21 protein-coding genes are annotated in these 19,513 nt (G+C 62.5%); 15 read left to right on the plus strand and 6 right to left on the minus strand.

What is annotated here, in order from left to right; genetic code table 11:
- Nucleotides 1–13 precede the first annotated feature (13 nt).
- The 15 genes from nuoI to HV744_RS16885 all read left to right on the plus strand — a co-directional run bounded on the left by nuoI (nucleotide 14) and on the right by HV744_RS16885 (nucleotide 12,899).
- On the plus strand, nucleotides 14–502 hold the full coding sequence (gene nuoI / locus HV744_RS16820) for an NADH-quinone oxidoreductase subunit NuoI (protein WP_175150600.1): 489 nt from the start codon (nucleotides 14–16) through the stop codon (nucleotides 500–502).
- A 195-nt stretch (nucleotides 503–697) separates the two neighbouring features.
- Complete coding sequence (locus tag HV744_RS16825) at nucleotides 698–1,384, plus strand: NADH-quinone oxidoreductase subunit J (RefSeq protein ID WP_175150601.1); 687 nt, start codon at nucleotides 698–700, stop codon at nucleotides 1,382–1,384.
- Nucleotides 1,385–1,404: 20 nt separating this feature from the next.
- Nucleotides 1,405–1,710, plus strand: coding sequence for an NADH-quinone oxidoreductase subunit NuoK (gene nuoK / locus HV744_RS16830; RefSeq protein WP_175150602.1), 306 nt, complete (start codon nucleotides 1,405–1,407; stop codon nucleotides 1,708–1,710).
- Between the two features lie 17 nt (nucleotides 1,711–1,727).
- Complete coding sequence (nuoL, locus tag HV744_RS16835; RefSeq protein WP_175150603.1) at nucleotides 1,728–3,776, plus strand: NADH-quinone oxidoreductase subunit L; 2,049 nt, start codon at nucleotides 1,728–1,730, stop codon at nucleotides 3,774–3,776.
- Between the two features lie 14 nt (nucleotides 3,777–3,790).
- Nucleotides 3,791–5,281: an NADH-quinone oxidoreductase subunit M gene (locus HV744_RS16840; protein ID WP_175150604.1), complete on the plus strand. Its 1,491-nt coding sequence runs from the start codon at nucleotides 3,791–3,793 to the stop codon at nucleotides 5,279–5,281.
- A 24-nt stretch (nucleotides 5,282–5,305) separates the two neighbouring features.
- Entirely contained in the window at nucleotides 5,306–6,778 is a 1,473-nt protein-coding gene (gene nuoN / locus HV744_RS16845; protein ID WP_175150605.1) for an NADH-quinone oxidoreductase subunit NuoN, read from the plus strand.
- On the plus strand, nucleotides 6,778–7,074 hold the full coding sequence (locus HV744_RS16850) for a DUF2818 family protein (RefSeq protein ID WP_027776670.1): 297 nt from the start codon (nucleotides 6,778–6,780) through the stop codon (nucleotides 7,072–7,074). The genes nuoN and HV744_RS16850 overlap by 1 nt, the downstream gene beginning before the upstream one ends.
- Before the next feature lie 43 nt (nucleotides 7,075–7,117).
- The gene (locus HV744_RS16855) at nucleotides 7,118–7,702 is read left to right on the plus strand and encodes an NUDIX domain-containing protein (protein ID WP_175150606.1); all 585 of its coding nucleotides are present in this window, start codon (nucleotides 7,118–7,120) and stop codon (nucleotides 7,700–7,702) included.
- A gap of 342 nt (nucleotides 7,703–8,044) precedes the next feature.
- Nucleotides 8,045–8,290, plus strand: a complete 246-nt coding sequence (locus HV744_RS37325) for a hypothetical protein (RefSeq protein WP_246279065.1) — start codon at nucleotides 8,045–8,047, stop codon at nucleotides 8,288–8,290.
- Between the two features lie 55 nt (nucleotides 8,291–8,345).
- Nucleotides 8,346–8,870, plus strand: coding sequence for a helix-turn-helix transcriptional regulator (locus HV744_RS16860; RefSeq protein WP_175150607.1), 525 nt, complete (start codon nucleotides 8,346–8,348; stop codon nucleotides 8,868–8,870).
- A gap of 251 nt (nucleotides 8,871–9,121) precedes the next feature.
- Nucleotides 9,122–9,547, plus strand: a complete 426-nt coding sequence (locus HV744_RS16865) for a DUF1178 family protein (protein ID WP_175150608.1) — start codon at nucleotides 9,122–9,124, stop codon at nucleotides 9,545–9,547.
- 48 nt (nucleotides 9,548–9,595) lie between these two features.
- Nucleotides 9,596–10,792, plus strand: coding sequence for an acyl-CoA dehydrogenase family protein (locus HV744_RS16870; protein WP_175150609.1), 1,197 nt, complete (start codon nucleotides 9,596–9,598; stop codon nucleotides 10,790–10,792).
- Nucleotides 10,793–10,802: 10 nt separating this feature from the next.
- On the plus strand, nucleotides 10,803–11,930 hold the full coding sequence (locus HV744_RS16875) for an acyl-CoA dehydrogenase family protein (RefSeq protein ID WP_175150610.1): 1,128 nt from the start codon (nucleotides 10,803–10,805) through the stop codon (nucleotides 11,928–11,930).
- Entirely contained in the window at nucleotides 11,869–12,426 is a 558-nt protein-coding gene (locus tag HV744_RS16880; protein WP_343056428.1) for a MaoC family dehydratase, read from the plus strand. Before HV744_RS16875 ends, HV744_RS16880 begins: the two co-directional genes overlap by 62 nt.
- Nucleotides 12,423–12,899, plus strand: a complete 477-nt coding sequence (locus HV744_RS16885) for a MaoC family dehydratase (protein WP_175150612.1) — start codon at nucleotides 12,423–12,425, stop codon at nucleotides 12,897–12,899. Before HV744_RS16880 ends, HV744_RS16885 begins: the two co-directional genes overlap by 4 nt.
- A 129-nt stretch (nucleotides 12,900–13,028) precedes the next feature.
- Here HV744_RS16885 and HV744_RS16890 read toward each other — a convergent pair whose 3' ends face one another.
- The 6 genes from HV744_RS16890 to HV744_RS16915 all read right to left on the minus strand — a co-directional run bounded on the left by HV744_RS16890 (nucleotide 13,029) and on the right by HV744_RS16915 (nucleotide 19,470).
- Nucleotides 13,029–13,730 (minus strand): glutathione binding-like protein, encoded by a 702-nt coding sequence (locus tag HV744_RS16890; protein ID WP_175150613.1) that lies wholly within the window; start codon nucleotides 13,728–13,730, stop codon nucleotides 13,029–13,031.
- A gap of 149 nt (nucleotides 13,731–13,879) precedes the next feature.
- Entirely contained in the window at nucleotides 13,880–15,139 is a 1,260-nt protein-coding gene (locus HV744_RS16895) for an acyl-CoA dehydrogenase family protein (RefSeq protein WP_175150614.1), read from the minus strand.
- 123 nt (nucleotides 15,140–15,262) lie between these two features.
- A complete protein-coding gene (locus HV744_RS16900; protein ID WP_175150615.1) occupies nucleotides 15,263–16,369 on the minus strand; it encodes a phosphotransferase in 1,107 nt (368 codons plus the stop codon).
- A 20-nt stretch (nucleotides 16,370–16,389) separates the two neighbouring features.
- Entirely contained in the window at nucleotides 16,390–17,106 is a 717-nt protein-coding gene (locus HV744_RS16905; RefSeq protein WP_175150616.1) for a histidine phosphatase family protein, read from the minus strand.
- 22 nt (nucleotides 17,107–17,128) lie between these two features.
- Nucleotides 17,129–17,917, minus strand: a complete 789-nt coding sequence (locus HV744_RS16910; protein ID WP_175150617.1) for an oxepin-CoA hydrolase, alternative type — start codon at nucleotides 17,915–17,917, stop codon at nucleotides 17,129–17,131.
- On the minus strand, nucleotides 17,914–19,470 hold the full coding sequence (locus HV744_RS16915) for a 3-hydroxyacyl-CoA dehydrogenase (protein ID WP_175150618.1): 1,557 nt from the start codon (nucleotides 19,468–19,470) through the stop codon (nucleotides 17,914–17,916). The genes HV744_RS16910 and HV744_RS16915 overlap by 4 nt, the downstream gene beginning before the upstream one ends.
- Between the last annotated feature and the right edge of the window lie 43 nt (nucleotides 19,471–19,513).

The following is a 19,513-nucleotide window of genomic DNA, read 5'->3' on the forward strand; positions in this document are numbered from 1 at the left end:
GGCGGATGAACCCATGACCGCAATCCAAAACTTCTTCAAGACCTTCTTCCTGACGGAACTGCTCAAGGGCCTCGCGCTGACCGGACGTTATGCGTTCCAGCGCAAGGTGACGGTGCAGTTCCCGGAAGAGAAGACCCCGATCTCGCCGCGGTTCCGCGGCCTGCATGCGCTGCGCCGCTATGAGAACGGCGAAGAGCGCTGCATCGCCTGCAAGCTGTGCGAAGCGGTGTGCCCGGCGCTCGCCATCACGATCGAATCGGAAACGCGTGCGGACAACACCCGTCGCACGACGCGCTACGACATCGACCTGACCAAGTGCATCTTCTGCGGTTTCTGCGAAGAAAGTTGCCCGGTCGATTCGATCGTCGAGACGCACATTCTCGAGTATCACGGCGAGAAGCGCGGCGACCTGTACTTCACGAAAGACATGCTGCTGGCCGTCGGCGATCGCTACGAAGCGGAGATCGCTGCGAACAAGGCAGCCGACGCACCGTATCGTTGACGCGCTTTTCGGTTAATGCGGTAAATGCGGCAGTAAATTCAGCAGTAGTGCAGCAGTAACACGGCCTGTTGTCGGGCCGAGCGCCGCGGCCTGAACGCCGCGGCACGGCGCACCTGTGTGGCTGTTCTGGCGATGCGCCAGATGCACGTGCCAAAGAACAATGCCTGACGATGGCCTAACGATGAACCGGTAATCATGGAATTCACGACCGTACTGTTCTACATCTTCGCGCTGCTCCTGGTTGTCTCAGGCCTGAAGGTGATCACCTCGCGCAACCCGGTGGCGTGCGCACTGTTTCTGGTGCTGGCGTTCTTCAACGCAGCCGCCATCTGGATGCTGCTGGAGGCCGAGTTCCTCGCAATCCTGCTGGTGCTGGTCTATGTCGGCGCGGTGATGGTGCTGTTCCTGTTCGTCGTGATGATGCTGGACATCAATCTCGACGTGCTGCGCAAGGACTTCAAACGCTTCGTGCCGATGGCCACGGTAGTGGGCGCGATCATCGTGATCGAAACCGCGCTGATCCTGTGGCACGGTTACGGCGCGACCGGCACGGCGCTGCGCGACACCACGGCGGCCGCGAACGGCATGGGCGACTGGTCGAACACCCGCCTGATCGGCAAGGTCATCTACACCGACTACATCTTCGCGTTCGAAATTGCCGGCCTCGTGCTGCTGGTGGCGATCATCGCGGCGATCGCGCTGACCACGAGCCACAAGAAAGACAGCAAGCGCCAGAACGTCAGCGAGCAGGTCAAGGTGCGTGCCCAGGACCGTGTGCGCGTCGTGAAGATGGCGTCGGAAAAAACCGCGGCAACCGTCGCGGCAGAAGAAGCCGCCGCAGCGGCGGCAGCGGCCGAGCAGGCCTCTGCTAAAAACAGCTGAGCGGACAGGAGATAGAAATCATGTTGACCCTTGCCCATTACCTTGTCCTCGGCGCAATCCTGTTTGCGATCAGCGTCGTCGGCATTTTCCTGAACCGCCGCAACGTCATCATCATCCTGATGGCGATCGAACTGATGCTGCTCGCGGTGAACACCAATTTCGTCGCGTTCTCGCATTACCTCGGCGACGTGCATGGCCAGGTCTTCGTCTTCTTCGTGCTGACGGTTGCAGCGGCGGAAGCGGCGATCGGCCTCGCAATTCTGGTGACCCTGTTCCGTAGTCTCGACACGATCAATGTCGAGGATCTCGATCAGCTCAAAGGTTAATTTCAGGAAAAGCGGTTATGTCCACGATACTCAATGAAAACCTGCTGTTGGCCATCCCGTTGGCACCGCTCGCCGGTTGCCTGGTTGCCGGACTGTTCGGGAAAGCGGTAGGGCGAGCCGGTGCGCACTCGGTCACGATCCTCGGCGTCGCGATCTCGTTCATCCTCTCGGCCATCGTCTTCTTCCAGGTGATGGACGGCGCAAGCTTCAATGCGGCCGTTTATCAATGGATGTCGATCGGCAAGACGCAGTTCGAAGTCGGTTTCCTGGTCGACTCGCTGACGGCGATGATGATGTGCGTGGTGACCTTCGTGTCGCTGATGGTGCACATCTACACGATCGGCTACATGGCCGACGACGATGGCTACCAGCGCTTCTTCTCGTACATCTCGCTGTTCACGTTCTCGATGTTGATGCTCGTGATGAGCAACAACTTCCTGCAGCTGTTCTTCGGCTGGGAAGCGGTGGGCCTGGTGTCGTATCTGCTGATCGGCTTCTACTTCACGCGGCCGAGCGCGATCTACGCGAACATGAAGGCGTTCATCCTGAACCGCATCGGCGACTTCGGCTTCCTGCTGGGTATCGGCCTGCTGTTCGCGTTCGCCGGTTCGATGAACTACGGCGACGTGTTCGCGAAGCGCACCGAACTCGCGGCATTGACCTTCCCGGGTACCGACTGGGGTCTGCTGACGGTGGCCTGCATCTGCCTGTTCATCGGCGCGATGGGTAAGTCGGCGCAGTTCCCGCTGCACGTCTGGCTGCCGGATTCGATGGAAGGCCCGACGCCGATTTCCGCGCTGATTCACGCGGCAACCATGGTGACGGCCGGTATCTTCATGGTCACGCGCATGTCGCCGCTGTTCGAACTGTCGGATAAGGCGCTGTCGTTCGTCATGGTCATCGGCGCGATTACCGCGCTGTTCATGGGCTTCCTCGGGATCGTCCAGAACGACATCAAGCGCGTGGTGGCTTATTCCACGCTGTCGCAGCTCGGTTACATGACGGTCGCGCTCGGCGCGTCGGCTTACTCCGTCGCCGTGTTCCACTTGATGACCCACGCGTTCTTCAAGGCGCTGCTGTTCCTCGGCGCGGGTTCGGTGATCATCGGCATGCACCACGATCAGGACATGCGCAACATGGGCGGCCTGCGCAAGTACATGCCGATCACGTGGATCACGTCGCTGGTCGGCTCGCTGGCGCTGATCGGCACGCCGTTCTTCTCGGGCTTCTACTCGAAAGACTCGATCATCGACGCAGTGAAGCTGTCGCATCTGCCGGGTGCGGGTTTCGCGTACTTCGCGGTGGTGGCGAGCGTCTTCGTTACCGCGCTGTACTCGTTCCGTATGTACTTCATGGTGTTCCATGGCAAGGAGCGTTTCCGCGAGCCGAAGCATCCGGAATCGCCGATGGGTGCGGAAGCCGCGTCGCATGGGCATCACGCTCATGCCCATCACGACGACCACGCTCACGAGCCGCATGAAACGCCGTGGGTGGTGTGGGTGCCGCTGGTGCTGCTGGCAATCCCGTCGGTGGTGATCGGCGCGATCGGAGTCGGTCCGATGCTGTTCGGCGACTTCTTCCAGCACGGCGTGGCGTTCGACAAGGTGATCTACATCAGCGAGAACCATCCGGCGCTGCACGAGATGGCCGAAGAGTTCCAGGGCTGGGCGTCGATGGGTCTGCACTCGGTGTCGGGTCTGCCGGTCTGGCTTGCGCTCGCGGGCGTGGTGGTCGCGTGGTTCCTGTACCTGGTTCGTCCGGATCTGCCGGCTGTCATCAGGCGCGCAGTCGGCCCGATCTACACGTTGCTCGATAACAAGTACTACATGGACAAGATCAACGAAGTCGTGTTTGCGCGGGGCGCCGTGGCAATTGGCCGTGGTCTCTGGAAGGAAGGCGACGTCGTCGTGATCGACGGCATCGTCAACGGCAGCGCACGCTTTATCGGCTGGTTTGCCGGCGTGATCCGCTTCCTCCAATCCGGCTACATCTACCACTACGCGTTTGCCATGATTATCGGCATGTTGGGGCTCCTGACCCTGTTTGTAACGCTCGGCGGCAAATAAGGCGAGGGACACTAATGCACGCTTATCCGATTCTCAGTATTGCGATCTGGTTACCGATCCTCGTCGGTCTCCTGGTCCTGGCTATCGGTTCCGACCGGAACCCGGCTCCCGCGCGCTGGCTTGCGTTGATCGGCTCGGTCGTCAGCTTCCTCGTGACGATTCCGCTGATCACCAGTTTTGATCCGGGCACGGCCGATCTGCAGTTCGTCGAACAGGCGAGCTGGATCGAGCGCTTCCACATTACGTACCACCTCGGTGTCGACGGCATCTCGATGTGGTTCGTCGTGCTGACCGCATTGATCACGGTGATCGTCGTGATCTCCGCGTGGGAAGTGATTACGAAGAACGTCGCGCAGTACCTCGCCGCGTTCCTGATCCTGTCGGGCATCATGGTCGGCGTGTTCAGCGCGGCCGACGGCATGCTGTTCTACGTGTTCTTCGAAGCGACCCTGATCCCGATGTACATCATCATCGGCGTGTGGGGCGGGGCGAACCGCGTGTACGCGGCTTTCAAGTTCTTCCTCTATACGCTGGCGGGCTCGCTGCTGATGCTGGTCGCGTTGATCTATCTGTACATCGAGACCGGCACGTTCGATCTCGCCACGTGGCAGCACGCGCAGATCGCGATGACGCCTCAGGTGCTGCTATTCATAGCGTTCTTCCTGGCCTTCGCCGTGAAGGTGCCGATGTGGCCGGTGCACACGTGGTTGCCTGACGCTCACGTGGAAGCGCCGACCGGCGGCTCGGTCGTGCTGGCCGCGATCATGCTGAAGCTGGGCGCGTACGGTTTCCTGCGCTTCTCGCTGCCGATCACGCCGGACGCGAGCCACTTTCTGGCGCCGGTCGTCATCGCGCTGTCGCTGATCGCGGTGATCTACATCGGTCTGGTCGCGATGGTGCAGGCCGACATGAAGAAGCTGGTCGCGTATTCGTCGATCGCGCACATGGGTTTCGTCACGCTTGGCTTCTTCATCTTCAGTCAGCTCGGCGCGGAAGGTGCGATCGTCCAGATGATCTCGCACGGTTTCGTGTCGGGCGCGATGTTCCTGACCATCGGCGTGCTGTACGACCGTATGCACTCGCGTCAGATCGCCGATTACGGCGGTGTCGTCAACGTAATGCCGAAGTTCGCGGCGTTCGTGATGCTGTTCGCGATGGCCAATTGCGGCTTGCCGGGCACCTCGGGTTTCGTCGGCGAGTTCATGGTGATTCTGGCGGCCGTCCAGTACAACTTCTGGATCGCCGGCGGTGCGGCAGTCACGCTGATTCTGGGCGCGGCCTACACGCTGTGGATGTACAAGCGCGTGTACTTCGGCGCAGTCGTCAACGATCACGTGAAGAGCCTGCTCGACATCAACCGTCGCGAGTTTTTCATGCTGGCAGTGCTCGCCGCACTGACGCTTTTCATGGGCCTGTATCCGAAGCCCTTTACCGATGTGATGCACGTATCCGTGGAAAACCTCCTCTCCCACGTTGCGCAATCGAAGCTGCCGTTGCCTCAGTAACGCCGAGCGGAGGAATTAAAGACCATGCAAAACGCCCCTATGACTGCTCTGTTGCCCGACGCACTGGTGATGTTCGCCGTTGTGATCGCGTGGCTCAACGACACGTTCGTCGGCCAGGACGGTCGCCGCACCACGTATTTCATCGCATTCTTCTCGACGCTGGTTGCCGGCATCTGGTTTGCGATGAACGCGTTCGACCCGCAAGTGCACTACTTCTTCGGCCACATGTACGTGGTGGATCCGTTCGCCAACCTGATGAAGGCGGTGGTGTCGCTCGGCTACGCCGTGTCGATCGTCTATGCGCGCCGTTACCTCGAAGACCGCGGTTTGTTCCGCGGCGACTTCTTCCTGCTGGGCATGTTCTCGTTGCTCGGTCAGCTCGTGATGATCTCCGGCAACAACTTCCTGACGCTGTATCTCGGTCTGGAATTGATGTCGCTGTCGCTGTACGCCGTGATCGCTTTGCGTCGCGACGAGGCACAGTCGAACGAAGCCGCGATGAAGTACTACGTGCTCGGCGCGCTGGCTTCCGGCTTCCTGCTGTACGGCATCTCGATGCTGTACGGCGCGACCGGCTCGCTCGACCTGAACGAAGTGTTCAAGGCGATCGGCTCGAGCCACTACGATCCGAGCGTGCTGCTGTTCGGCGTGATCTTCATCGTGGCTGGCGTGGCGTTCAAGATGGGTGCGGTGCCGTTCCACATGTGGGTGCCTGACGTGTATCAGGGCGCGCCGACGGCCATGACGCTGATCGTCGGCGGCGGTCCGAAGGTGGCGGCATTCGCGTGGGGCCTGCGCTTCCTGGTGATGGGCCTGCTGCCGCTCGCGGTCGAATGGCAGCAGATGCTGGTGATCCTGGCGGCGTTGTCGCTGATCGTCGGCAACATCACCGGTATCGTGCAGCGCAACGTCAAGCGTATGCTCGCGTATTCGGCGATCTCGAACATGGGCTTCGTGCTGCTCGGCCTGCTGGCCGGCGTGGTCGACCAGAAGACCACGGGCGCCGCCAACGCGTACGGCTCGGCGATGTTCTACAGCATCGTCTATCTGATCACGACGCTGGGCACCTTCGGCATCATCATGCTGCTGGCGCGCCGCGATTTCGAAGCGGACACGCTCGAAGACTTCAAGGGCCTGAATCAACGCAGCCCGGTGTTCGCGTTCGTGATGATGATCATGATGTTCTCGCTTGCCGGCATTCCACCCGCAGTCGGCTTCTACGCGAAGCTCGCGGTGCTGCAGGCGACCATGAACGCCGGTTTGACCTGGCTCACGGTGCTGGCGGTGATCACGTCGCTGTTCGGCGCGTTCTATTACCTGCGTATCGTCAAGCTGATGTACTTCGACGAGCCGCAAGACAAGTCGCAGATCGTGGCCGATACCGGCACGCGTGCTTTGCTCGCGTTCAACGGTGTTGCCGTGCTGGTGCTCGGTGTCGTTCCGGATCCGCTGTTGCGTGCCTGCCTGCAGGCTATCCAGCACACGCTGCTGCTCTGATGTCGGCTGCGGGTTGGTTTATCGTGTTGTTGGCGCTGGTCGGCGCCAACCTGCCGTTCCTGAATCAGCGCCTCTTCGCCGCCGTGCCGTTGAAAGCGGCGAAGAAGAGCGCGTGGATCCGCATCGCCGAATTGATCGTGCTGTACTTCGTGGTCGGCGCGCTCGGTTTTCTGCTTGAAGCGCGAGCAGGGAACCGCTTCGACCAGGGCTGGCAGTTCTATGCAATCACGTTCGCGTTGTTCGTCGTGTTCGCATTCCCCGGCTTTACCTTCCAGTATCTCGTCAAACGTCGCTGACGGCGTCTCGCCGTCGCGCACCAAGCTGTTCCGAGGTCCGCATATGGCTGAACTTCCCGATCACGCCGCCGCACTTGCCGAAACCTGTGTCGACAGCAAGACGGTCCATCAAGGCCCGTTTCTGACGCTCAAGTGCGACACCGTCCGCCTGCCGGACGGCAAGCACGCGACCCGCGAATACGTTCAGCATCCGGGCGCCGTGATGGTGATTCCTTTATTCGATGACGGCCGCGTGCTGCTGGAAAGCCAGTATCGCTATCCGATGGGCAAGGTCATGGTCGAGTATCCGGCCGGCAAGCTCGATCCGAACGAGGACGCGTTGTCCTGCGCGGTACGCGAGCTGCGGGAGGAAACCGGCTATACGGCGCGTGAGTACGTTTACCTGACGCAGATCCACCCGATCATTTCCTACTCCACCGAGTTCATCGATATTTATATCGCGCGCGGTCTGACGGCGGGTGAGCGCAATCTCGACGACGGCGAGTTCCTCGAACTCTTCACCGCGACCGTGGCGGAGATGTCCGAGTGGGTGCGCACCGGCAAGATCACCGACGTGAAGACGATCATCGGCACGTTCTGGCTGGAGAAGGTGTTGTCGGGCGCGTGGCCGATGGCGGCGCCGGAATAACGCTGGTGGGCGGGATGCGCGTGTGGCGCGCATCGGATTGAGTTTAAAGTCTTTGAGAAGCCCCTGTCGGTCTATGACCGGCAGGGGCTTTGCCATTGTTGGACGGGATATCGGGCAAGTGCCTTTCCCCGCGTCTGAAAAAAGCTGCCTTTTTCCTATGCCATCCGGCCGTCTCGTCGCGCGGCTGTCGTAACGCTAGTATGGATCTTCGACTATGGCGTTGGTCATTCCATTTGTCTTGGATAACGAACGATATGGATGGATCTGGATGGGATTGAATTCGGTGAAAGTTTGGTTGTCACTTGACAACCAAACTTTCACCCGCTAAATTGGAGGGTGTCGATGGTCCGAGGAAGCCACTCTAAGAAAGAGATCGAGGCCGCATTGGCCTATGCCGAGAAAAACGGCTGGCGCGTTCAGAGCGGTGGCAAAGGTCACGCGTGGGGAAAAATTTACTGTCCTTACAACGACGCGGAGTGTCGTTGCGGAGAGTTCTGCATATCGAGCATCTGGAGTACGCCGAAGAACCCCGGCAACCACGCAAAGCACTTGCGCCGCATCGTCGACAACTGTACGGCTCGTCGGTAGTAGTACGTTTGTTTAATGGCGAAAGTTTAGGGCTGAATGAAGGCAGGAGAAACGTATGGAATATGTGTTCACCTTGAAGTACCGGCTCGCTGTGGGGGATTGCGATTCCGACGAGATCGTCGAGCGCCTGGGCGAAGCAGGGTGCGACGACGCCACCGTGGGCGTGGGGCAACCCGGCCGCATCGCGCTGCTTTTTTCTCGCGAAGCTGCGTCCGCGTTCGAGGCACTGGTCAGCGCACTCAAAGACGTCAAACAAGCGGTGCCGTCCGCGCGCCTTGTCGAAGCGGGTCCCGATTTCGTCGGCCTCACCGACGTTGCCGAGGTTGCCGGCGTGTCGCGGCAGAACATGCGCAAGCTGATGCTGAGCCACTCAATCGACTTCCCGCCGCCGGTCCACGAGGGCAGTGCATCGGTGTGGCATCTGGCGGACATTCTTGATTGGCTGACCGAGCGCGGTGGATATGTCATCAAGGCAGACGTGGCGGATGTCGCAAAATCGGCGAAACAGATCAACCTTGCCAAGGAAGTGCGAGAACTCGAGCCACGGCTTAACCGCGAGCTCGCAAGTCTCGTGGCATAGAAGGAAGCCTGGTAGTGGCCAGCGCGCAGGCGGCGGGCTCGATGCAGTCTGCAAACCCGTTGAATTTCGGGGCGGGTGCCGTTCACGCGCCGGGTCGCCTTCGGCAGCCCTTTGCGCAAAGCGTTAAAATCGCCCACCGCGTCCGATTTGTTAGCGACGCTTGATGTCGACGCGTCGCCCGGAAAAATTTGCGAACGACCGTTCACAAAATTACGTTTTGCGCTAAACTGGCACGCAAGCCCTGATTCCATATGAAGGTCCTCGATTTACAGTGTCCGCATGGCCATCGGTTCGAAGGCTGGTTCGCTTCGGCTGATGACTTCGAATCGCAGCAGTCCCGCAAGCTCGTCGAATGTCCGATCTGCGGCGCGACCGAAGTGAGCCGTTTGCCGTCGGCACCGCGCCTGAATCTGTCGGGCGCGACCGACACGAAGGTGCCGGCGGGCGCAGGCGAAACGCAGGCGCGTGTCATGCGTGCGTTGCGCGAGGTACTGGAAAAGACCGAGAACGTGGGCGACCGCTTCGCCGAGGAAGCGCGGCGCATTCACTACAACGAAGCGCCCGCACGCAATATTCGCGGTGTCACGACACCGGAAGATGCGCGTGCCTTGGTCGAAGAAGGCATCGAAGTGATGCCGCTGCCGGTCCCGGCTGCCTTGAAGGAAACGCTGCAATAGTGCGGTGGCTCCCTGGCGGCGGGTGGTTGCGGCCAGGAGACACGACGCATGAATCTGGACTATTCCCCCGCTGACGACGCATTCCGCGCCGACATCCGCGCCTGGCTCGAAGCGAACCTGCCTCGCGAGCTAAGCGACAAGGTACTCAATCACAAGCGTCTTGACCGCGAAGACTTCGCAAGCTGGCACAAGCTGCTCGGCACGCGCGGCTGGTCAGCGATCGCGTGGCCGCGGGAATATGGCGGCCCGGGCTGGGACGCGACCCAACGGCACATCTGGGAAGAAGAGTGCGCGCGTATCGGCGCGCCGTCCGTGCTGCCTTTCGGTGTTTCGATGGTGGCGCCGGTGCTGATGAAATACGGCAACGACGCGCAGAAGCGCCATTATTTGCCGCGTATTCTCGACGGCACGGACTGGTGGTGCCAAGGCTACTCCGAGCCGGGCTCCGGTTCCGATCTGGCGTCGTTGCGCACACGCGCCGAGCGCGTTGGCGACCACTACGTGGTCAACGGCCAGAAAACCTGGACCACGCTGGGCCAGTACGCCGACATGATGTTCTGCCTCGTGCGCACCGACAGCGGCGCGAAGAAGCAGGAGGGCATCTCTTTCCTGCTGATCGACATGAAAACGCCGGGCATCACCGTGCGGCCGATCATCACGCTCGACGAAGATCACGAAGTCAACGAAGTATTTTTTGAAGACGTGAAAGTCCCGGTCGAGAATCTGGTCGGTGAAGAGAATCGCGGCTGGACTTACGCAAAGTATCTGCTCGGCCACGAGCGCACGGGCATCGCGCGTGTCGGTCACTCGAAGCGCGAACTCGTATTCCTGAAGCGCCTTGCGCTGAATCAGAAAAAGAACGGCAAATCGCTGCTGCAGGATCCGGTTTTCGCCGCGAAAGTGGCGAGCCTGGAGATCGAATTGATGGCGCTCGAAGTTACCGTGCAACGCGTGGTCGCCAATGAGACTGGCGGACGTGGGCCGGGGCCCGAGGCGTCGATGCTGAAAATCAAGGGCACAGAAATACAGCAGGCGCTGACCGAACTGATGTTCGAAGCCGTTGGGCCGCTCGCCGCACCGTTCGACGTGCCGTTCCTCGAAGGCGAACGCGAGCACAGCCTGGCCGGCGGCGACGATGCCGCGCCGCTGGCCGCGTACTACTTCAACTTCCGCAAGACGTCGATTTACGGCGGCTCGAACGAAATTCAAAAGAACATCATCGCGCAGATGATTCTCGGACTTTGAGGAGCGGCGCATGGACTTCACTTTCAACGACGAACAACAGCAATTCGCCGACGCGCTGCGCCGCTATCTGGACAAGAGCTACGGGTTCGAAGCGCGCCAGGCGATCGTGCGCTCGGCATCCGGCGTGTCGGATACGCATTGGGCAGCCTTCACCGAACTGGGCCTGACCGCGTTGCCGGTGCCGGAAGCCCAGGGCGGCTTCAACGGCGGTCCGATCGATATGCTGGTGGTCATGCAGGAGCTCGGCCGTGCGCTGGTCGTCGAGCCCTATTGGGCGACTGCGGTCGGTATCGAGGCGCTGCGTCTCGCTGGCATGGGCCAAGGCGAAGACGCATCGTTGCTCGAACGCGCCGCTCAGGGCGAGATCAAGCTGGCCGTGGCGTTCCACGAACCGCACGCCCGCTACGACCTGTTTGAGATCGAGACAACCGCGAGCGGCCAGGGCGAGCAGCAGGCACTCACCGGCGCGAAGTCGGTTGTGCTGCACGGCGCACAAGCGGATGCGTGGATCGTGCCGGCCCGCCAGCACGGTGAGATCGCGCTCTTTGTCGTGGCGCGCGACGCGGCCGGCGTCAAGGTCACGGATTACCGCACGATCGACGGCCAACGCGCCGCGACGCTCGAGTTCAACGGCACGCCTGCGCGCCGGCTCGCCGGCAAACACGCCGGCGCGGCGGCGCTCGAACACATCGCGGATTACGGTACGTTGCTGCTGTGCGCGGAGGCGGTCGGCGCGCTCGACGCGCTGAACCTCGCCACGGTCGACTACACCAAAACGCGTCAGCAGTTTGGCCAGCCGATCGCGCGCTTCCAGGCGTTGCAGCACCGCATGGTCGAAATGCTGATCCACGCGGAGCAGGCGCGTTCGATCACCTATCTGGCCGCCGTGCGCTACACCAGCGAAGACGCCGACGAGCGTCGCCGTGCGGTCTCCGCCGCGAAGGTCCGGGTCGGTCAGGCCGCGCGTTTCGTCGGTCAGCAGGCGGTTCAGTTGCACGGCGGCATGGGCGTCACGAACGAAGTAGCCGCGGCGCATCTGTTCAAACGCCTCGCGATCATCGAAACCACACTGGGCGATGTCGATCACCATCTCGCGCGGTTCGCCGCGCTGCCCGGCTTTGTCACTGCCGAAGCCTGATCGGGCCGCCCAACCGGATAAAGAGGAGGTGCGACTCATGGGGTTGAGTTTCGAGGACATGATGGTTGGCACGACCACCGAAATCGGCAAGCACACGTTCACACGTGAAGAGATCGTCGAGTTTGCGCAGAAGTTCGACCCGCAGCCGTTTCATCTGGACGAAGCCGCGGCGGCCGAGTCACCGTTTCGCGGCCTGGTGGCGAGCGGCTGGCATACCTGTTCGGTGATGATGGGCATGCTGGTGCGCAACCTGCTCGCGGGCTCGACGTCGATGGGCTCGCCCGGTATCGACGAGATTCGCTGGTTGAAACCGGTGCGCGTCGGCGACACGCTCACGATGATGAACGTCGTGGTCGACAAGCGCATTTCGGAGAGCAAGCCGGACCGCGGCATCGTGTCGACGCGCTGGGAGGGAATCAATCAGCATGGCGAAACAGTGATCACGGTGCGCTCGAAGGGCATGTTCGGACTGCGCAATCCGGGAGCCGCGTCATGACGGCCAGCGCGGCACCCGTCGCGACTTTCGCCAATGCGTCGGCCTTGCGTGCATTGATCGGCGCCGAGCCCCTGGTCAGTGAGTGGCTGACGGTCGATCAGACCATGGTCGATCGTTTCGCCGAGGCCACCGGCGATCATCAATGGATTCACGTCGATCCGGAACGGGCCCGGCGCGAGTCGCCGTTCGGCGGTCCGGTCGCGCATGGCTTTCTGACGCTGTCGTTGATTCCGGCTCTGCTGGGCAAGACGGTGGTGCTCGTGCAGCGGATGGGCGTCAACTACGGATTGAATCGCGTGCGGTTCACGTCGCCGGTGCTGGTCGGCTCGCAGTTGCGCGCGAAATTCGTGGTGGGATCGGTCACCGATGTCGATAACGCCGGCGTGCAGGTCGAGTGGAGCGTGACGCTGGAACGGCAGGGCAGTGAGCGGCCGGTGTGTGTTGCGGAGTTCATCACGCGGCATTACTTCTAAGGTTCCAGCGCGTGCATGTTATAAAAAAAGCGCGAGCGGCATTCATGCCGGCTCGCGCTTTTTTATAACTGCGATGGCCTGAGCCAAGGCCTCTGAGCCAGGGCCAGCAGTGCCAATACAACGGCGGAACTAGTGTTTCGCGTATTGCGTCGCACCGAACAGTATCTCTTTGGCCTTGTCGTCCATCAGCGGTACGCGGGCGGACGCCAGCACTTCGACGCCGCGCACCACTGCCGGCCGCGCGGCAATCTGTTCATGCCAGCGCTTCACATTGGGAAACGCATCGAGGTCGATGCCCTGGTTTTGCCACGAGCGTGTCCACGGAAACGCGGCAATGTCCGCAATCGTGTAGTCGTTGCCCGCGAGGTACTGTGTCTTGCCGAGTTGCGTGTCCATCACGCCGTATAAACGCCGCGTCTCATTCGTGTAGCGGTTGATCGCGTACTCGATCGGCTCGGGTGCATAGATGCGGAAGTGGTGGGTCTGTCCAAGCATCGGCCCCAGGCTGCCCATCTGGAACATCAGCCATTGCAGCACCGAATAGCGCGCGGCTGGATCGGCCGGCAGGAACTTGCCGGTTTTCTCGGCGAGATAAATCAGGATCGCGCCCGATTCGAACAGCGCGAACGGCTGGCCGTCGACGCCTTTGGGACCGTCGAAATCGACGATCGCCGGAATCTTGTTGTTCGGACTGATAGCGAGAAACTCGGGTTTGAACTGGTCCCCGGCGCCGATATTCACACCGTGCACGGCGTATGCGAGGCCCGTCTCCTCGAGCATGATGTGAACCTTGTGGCCGTTCGGGGTCGCCCAGCTATAGACATCGATCATTCTGGCTCCTTGTTCGTGAAAGCGGCGCCGCAAAAAAGGGCGCCGCCGTTGACGAAAATTAGAGCATAGATCGCACGATGCTGCTTGCGGCACCGCGAGCCACCTTCGACGCCGACGTGCCCCCGTCGGCGGTCCAATCCGTGACGCGCTTAGACACGCGTGATCGGCATCTCCACGCGAGCCGCCGCGCCCGCATCCATATGACGCGCGAGCTCGAGTTTGGCGATTGCGTTGCGGTGCACTTCGTCGGGACCATCGGCGAAACGCAGCGTCCGTGCCGATGCATACGCATACGCGAGCGGGAAGTCGTCGCTGACGCCGCCGCCGCCGTGCGCCTGAATCGCCCAGTCGATCACCTGACACGCCATGTTCGGCGCGACCACCTTGATCATCGCGATCTCGCCGCGCGCGCCCTTGTTGCCGACAGTGTCCATCATGTAGGCGGTTTTCAGCGTGAGGAGCCGCGCCTGCTCGATCATGCAGCGCGCCTCGGCGAGGCGCTCCTGCGTGACGCCTTGCGCCGCGACCGGCTTGCCGAACGCGATGCGTTGCAGCGAGCGTTTCGCCATCAGTTCGATCGCGCGCTCAGCAAGGCCGATCAGACGCATGCAGTGGTGGATGCGTCCCGGTCCGAGGCGGCCTTGCGCGATCTCGAAGCCACGGCCTTCGCCGAGCAGCATGTTGGTCGCGGGCACACGCACGTTGTCGAGCGTGATTTCCATGTGGCCGTGCGGCGCATCGTCGTAGCCGAACACGCTGAGCGGGCGGTGCACGGTGATGCCAGTGGCGTCGGCGGGCACCAGGACCATCGACTGTTGCTGATGGCGCGGCGCGTCGGGATCGGTCTTGCCCATCACGATGTAGATCTTGCAGCGTGGATCGCCCGCGCCGGACGACCACCATTTGTGGCCGTTGATCACATAGTGATCGCCATCGCACACGATGCTGGTCTGGATATTGGTCGCATCCGACGATGCGACTTCCGGCTCCGTCATCAAAAACGCCGAGCGTATGTGGCCTTGCAGCAGCGGTTCGAGCCACTCGCGCTTATTGTCTTCGCTGCCGTAGCGTTCGATCGTTTCCATGTTGCCGGTATCGGGCGCGTTGCAGTTGAACACTTCCGGCGCCCAGGGCACGCGGCCCATGATCTCGCACAGCGGCGCGTATTCGAGATTCGTCAGCCCGGCGCCGCGCACGGATTCGGGCAGGAACAGGTTCCACAAGCCGGCATCGCGCGCCTTCTGTTTGAGTTGCTCGATCAGCTCGGTCGGCAGCCATGCGTTGCCGTTCTGGCGATTGCGCGCAATTTCCGCGTAGAACGCCTGCTCGTTCGGATAAATGTGCTCGTCGAAGAAGGCGAGCAGCTTCTCGCGCAATGCCTGAACCTTCGGGGTGTAATCGAAATTCATCTAGGACCTCGCGGATAACGGACAGCGGATGATGATGGGTAGGGGCGCTTAGCCGAGGCGCTTGGTCCGGGCGCGCAGCCGAGGCGCTCGGCCTGTGGCGCGCAATCCGGCGCGCAAATTCGGTTAGCGCACTTTCTGCGCGTAGCGCCACGCAAGCTCGGCCATCGGCTTCGCGCGACGCCCGGCATCGAGCGCCTGCGCGCTGGCCGCGGTGCCGTCGACGACGCGCTTCATGATCCCTTGCAGGATCGCGGCGATGCGGAACATGTTGTACGCCAGATAGAAATTCCAGTCGCCATGAATCCCGAAGCCCGTGCGCTTGCAATAGCGCTCGACATACTGGGCTTCATCGGGAATGCCGAGGGCCGCCCAATCCAGACCCGCGATGCCGCGGAACTGCGCCGGATCGACATGCCAGGCCATGCAGTGATAGGCGAAGTCGGCGAGCGGATCGCCAAGCGTGGACAACTCCCAGTCGAGCACCGCGAGCACGCGCGGTTCGTGAGGATGGAAGATCAGATTGTCGAGCCGGTAGTCGCCATGCACGACCGATGCGTGCCCGCCCGTTTCGGCCGGCATGTGTTGCGGCAGCCATTCGATCAGCCGCTGCATCGCGTCGATCGGTTCGGTCTCGGACGCAAGGTATTGCTTGCTCCAGCGGCCGATCTGGCGTGCGAAATAATTGCCCGGCTTGCCGTAGTCGGCGAGACCGGCGGCTTCGACATCGACGCTGTGCAACGCCGCGATCACGCGGTTCATTTCGTCGTAGATCGCCGCGCGTTCGGCGGGCGTCATGCCGGGCAGCGACTGGTCCCACAACACGCGGCCTTCGACGAACTCCATCACGTAGAACGCGCGGCCGATCACGCTTTCGTCCTCGCACAGTGCGAGCATTTGCGCGACTGGCACGTCGGTGTCGGCCAGCGCACGCATCACGCGGTATTCACGCTCGACAGCGTGCGCGGACGGCAGCAGCTTCGCGGCGGGACCGGGCTTGGCGCGCATCACGTACGAGCGGGACGGCGTGACCAGTTTGAAGGTGGGATTGGACTGGCCGCCGGCGAACTGCTCCAGCGTGAGCGGTCCGGCGAATCCGTCGACATGCCGGGTCAGCCACGCGGCCAGCGCGTCACTGTCGAAGCGCTGCCGCTCGTTGACCGGGCGCGTGCCCTCGAAGGCCGAATAATCCGGTTTCTGTCCTGGTTCGCCGGTCTGTGTGGCTTGCACCATGTGTCTCCTCCAGTTCGGGTTCAGCTACGCTGGTATCGAATAAATTGTGCGTAGAGCATTTCCATCGTGGTGTTGCGGACGTCGCGATGCAGCGGCGACGGCGGTGAATAGTTGAGTGTGCGCAGCACCCAGTCACGCGGCGCGGCGCCGACGTCGAGCGCGTTGATGCAGCCGGTGGCCTGCGAGAGATGGCCGAAGAACGTGCGGCCTCCCGCAGTAATCGCATGCGACAGGATCGCGCGATTCGTGCCGCCGTGCAGGACCAGCAACACGGTGTCCCACGAGCTGTCCTCGCGCAACGCGGCGACTGCCGGCAACACGCGGTCGAACAATGCGCCGATGGTTTCGCCGTCGAGAAAGCGCGTGCTTTCCGGCACGATGCCGTCGAACACGCCGAGAAACGCCGCCTCGATATCCTGCTGCGGAATGCTGCCGAGCTTGCCGCCGCGAATCTCCTGCAACGCGGGCTCGATCTCGAGTTCGATCTGCTGGCCCGTTTCGGCGAGGACACGCCGCGCGGTCTCGACCGTGCGCGGCAAACCGCTGACGATCACCCGGTCGAAGCGGATCTGCTGCTCGGCGAACACGCGGCCTGCCGCGCTTGCCTGCTCGCGGCCGTTCGCGTTCAATGGCACGGTCTCAGGATCGATCGCGCGGCCGGAGTCGTCGAAGTAGGTGACGTCGCCGTGACGCATCAGGAAGATGCGGCGACGTTTGGGCAGTTGATAGTCAGGCATGGTCCCTTGGTTCACGGTTGGTTCACTTGTAGACCGGCGCGCGTTTTTCGAGGAACGCGGAAATTCCTTCAAGACCTTCGCGGTGATGCAGCGACGCGACGAAGCTGTCGCGCTCCGCGACCAGATGGTCGGCGAGAGGTTGGGTGCCGGCGGCGCTGATCAGCCCTTTGATGCGCGCGACCGAATTGGGCGAAATCTTGCCGAGCTCGTCGGCCCAGGCGATGGCGGTGTCGCGCGCGGCGCCTGCCTTGGCCAGTTTGTTGACGACGCCGAGGTCGTGCAGGCGCGCGGCGCCGATCGGTTTGCCTTCGATCAGCACTTCAGTTGCCAACTGACGCGGCAGCGCCTGGGCGAGGAACCACGAGCCGCCGCCGTCGGGCGTCAGGCCCACGCGCGCGTACGACATCACGAATTTGGCGTCGTCCGCGGCGACGATCAGGTCGCACGCAAGCGCGAGCGAGAATCCCGCGCCGGCCGCGGCGCCATCGACCGCCGCAATCACCGGTTTCGACGATAGACGCAGCGCCGAAATCCATTGGCCAAGTAGATCGATACTCTCCGCTTGCACGGACGGATCCTTCGCGCGGTTTTCGAGCAGGCGGTTCAGATTGCCGCCCGCGCAGAAGAAATTGTCGGCGCCGGTGATCACGACGGCGCGGATCGACGGATCGCGCTCTACCGAGTCGAGCGCTTCGATTCCGGCCGCATACATGTCCGGATGCAGCGCGTTGCGTGCGCCGGGGTTCGACAGCGTGAGGACCAGCGTCGATTCGCTTTCGGTCGGGCGCGAGGTCAGCAGTTCGGCGCTCATGCTTGGGTCTCCGTTTGGGTGTCCGCTGCGTCGCGTTGGGTCAGCGAGAGGCCGAGTTGCGCGCGCCGTGTGAGCCACGGCGACGGACGGTAGCGCGGGTCGCCGAGCACGCTGAACATGTTGCGCAGGATCGTGAGGATGGTCGTCGCGCCGAGCGCGTCGCCGAGGGCAAGCGGTCCGCGCGGGTAGCCGAGGCCGAGCGTCACGGCGAGATCGATGTCGGCCGGCGTGGCGATGTGTTTCTGCGCGATCTCGCAGCCGATGTTGACGATCGTCGCCACCACGCGTTGCGCGACGAAGCCGGTGGAGTCGCGGATCACGGTGACAGGCACGCCGTCGGCGGCGCACAGCGCATGCGCGGCGTCACGTGCGGCGCGCGTGGTGGCCGGCGTGGTCATCAGCGTGCGGCGCGCTGCGCCGACCAGCGGGAAGAGGGCGTCGATCGCGACGACGCGGCTGGCGTCGAGTGCTTCGTCGACCGCGGCCGTAGTCGCATCATGGCCGAACGGCGTCACGACGATCAGTGAGTCCGGTGCGGGCGCGGCGCCGTCGTCGAGCTTCACGGCGGCTTTGCCGATGAGTTGCACGACGGCTTCACGAGCTTGCGGATAACGCTTGCTGACCCATACGCTGTTCGGCAGTTCGGTCGGCGCGGGTGCCTCGGCAGGCACCTGCTGCTTGCCGTCCACGTAGCGATAAAAGCCTTCGCCGGTCTTGCGGCCGAGCAGTCCGCCCGCGAGCCTCGTGCCGGTGACCGGCGACGGCGTGAAGCGCGGCTCTTCGTAGAACTGATGGTAGATCGACTCCATCACCGGATGCGATACGTCCAGCGCCGTCAGATCCAGCAGCTCGAACGGTCCGAGGCGAAAGCCGGCCTGCTCGCGCATGATGCGGTCGATATCCGCGAAGCTCGCCACGCCTTCGCCCGCCACGCGCAAGCCTTCGGTATTCATGCCGCGGCCCGCGTGATTCACGATGAAGCCAGGCATATCCTTCGCGCGCACCGGCGTGTGGCCCATGCGGCGTGCGAGCTCCATCAGCGCGTCGCCCGCTGCGGGGTCGCTGCGCAGACCGTCGATCACTTCGACGACCTTCATCAACGGCACCGGATTGAAGAAGTGATAACCGACCACGCGCGACGGGTTGGTGCAACCGGCGGCGATTGCCGTGATCGACAGCGAAGACGTGTTGGACGCCAGCACGCAACGACCGCTCACCACGGTCTCGAGTTCGCGAAAGAGCGCCTGCTTCACGTCGAGCTTTTCGACGATCGCCTCGACGACCAGGTCGCAATCGGCCAGTTCGCCGATCGTCTGCGCGCCACTGACGTTCGCCAGTGCGGCGAGCGAGCGCGCCTGGACGAGCTTGCCCTTGGCCGTCAATCTGGCGAAAGTCTCGGCGAGGTAGTCGCGCGCGGCGCCGACGGCGGCGGGGTTGGTGTCGTACAGACGCACCTGCAGGCCTGCCAGCGCGGCGATCTGCGCAATGCCGCGGCCCATTGCGCCGGTGCCGACAATGCCGATAGTCTCAATGCTGAAATTGCGAGAGTTCATTGTGATGCTCGACTCCATGGTTATTTTAGAATAGCACGATCGT

The sequence above is a fragment of the Paraburkholderia ultramafica genome (genome assembly GCF_902859915.1).
GTDB classification, from domain to species: Bacteria; Pseudomonadota; Gammaproteobacteria; order Burkholderiales; family Burkholderiaceae; genus Paraburkholderia; species Paraburkholderia ultramafica.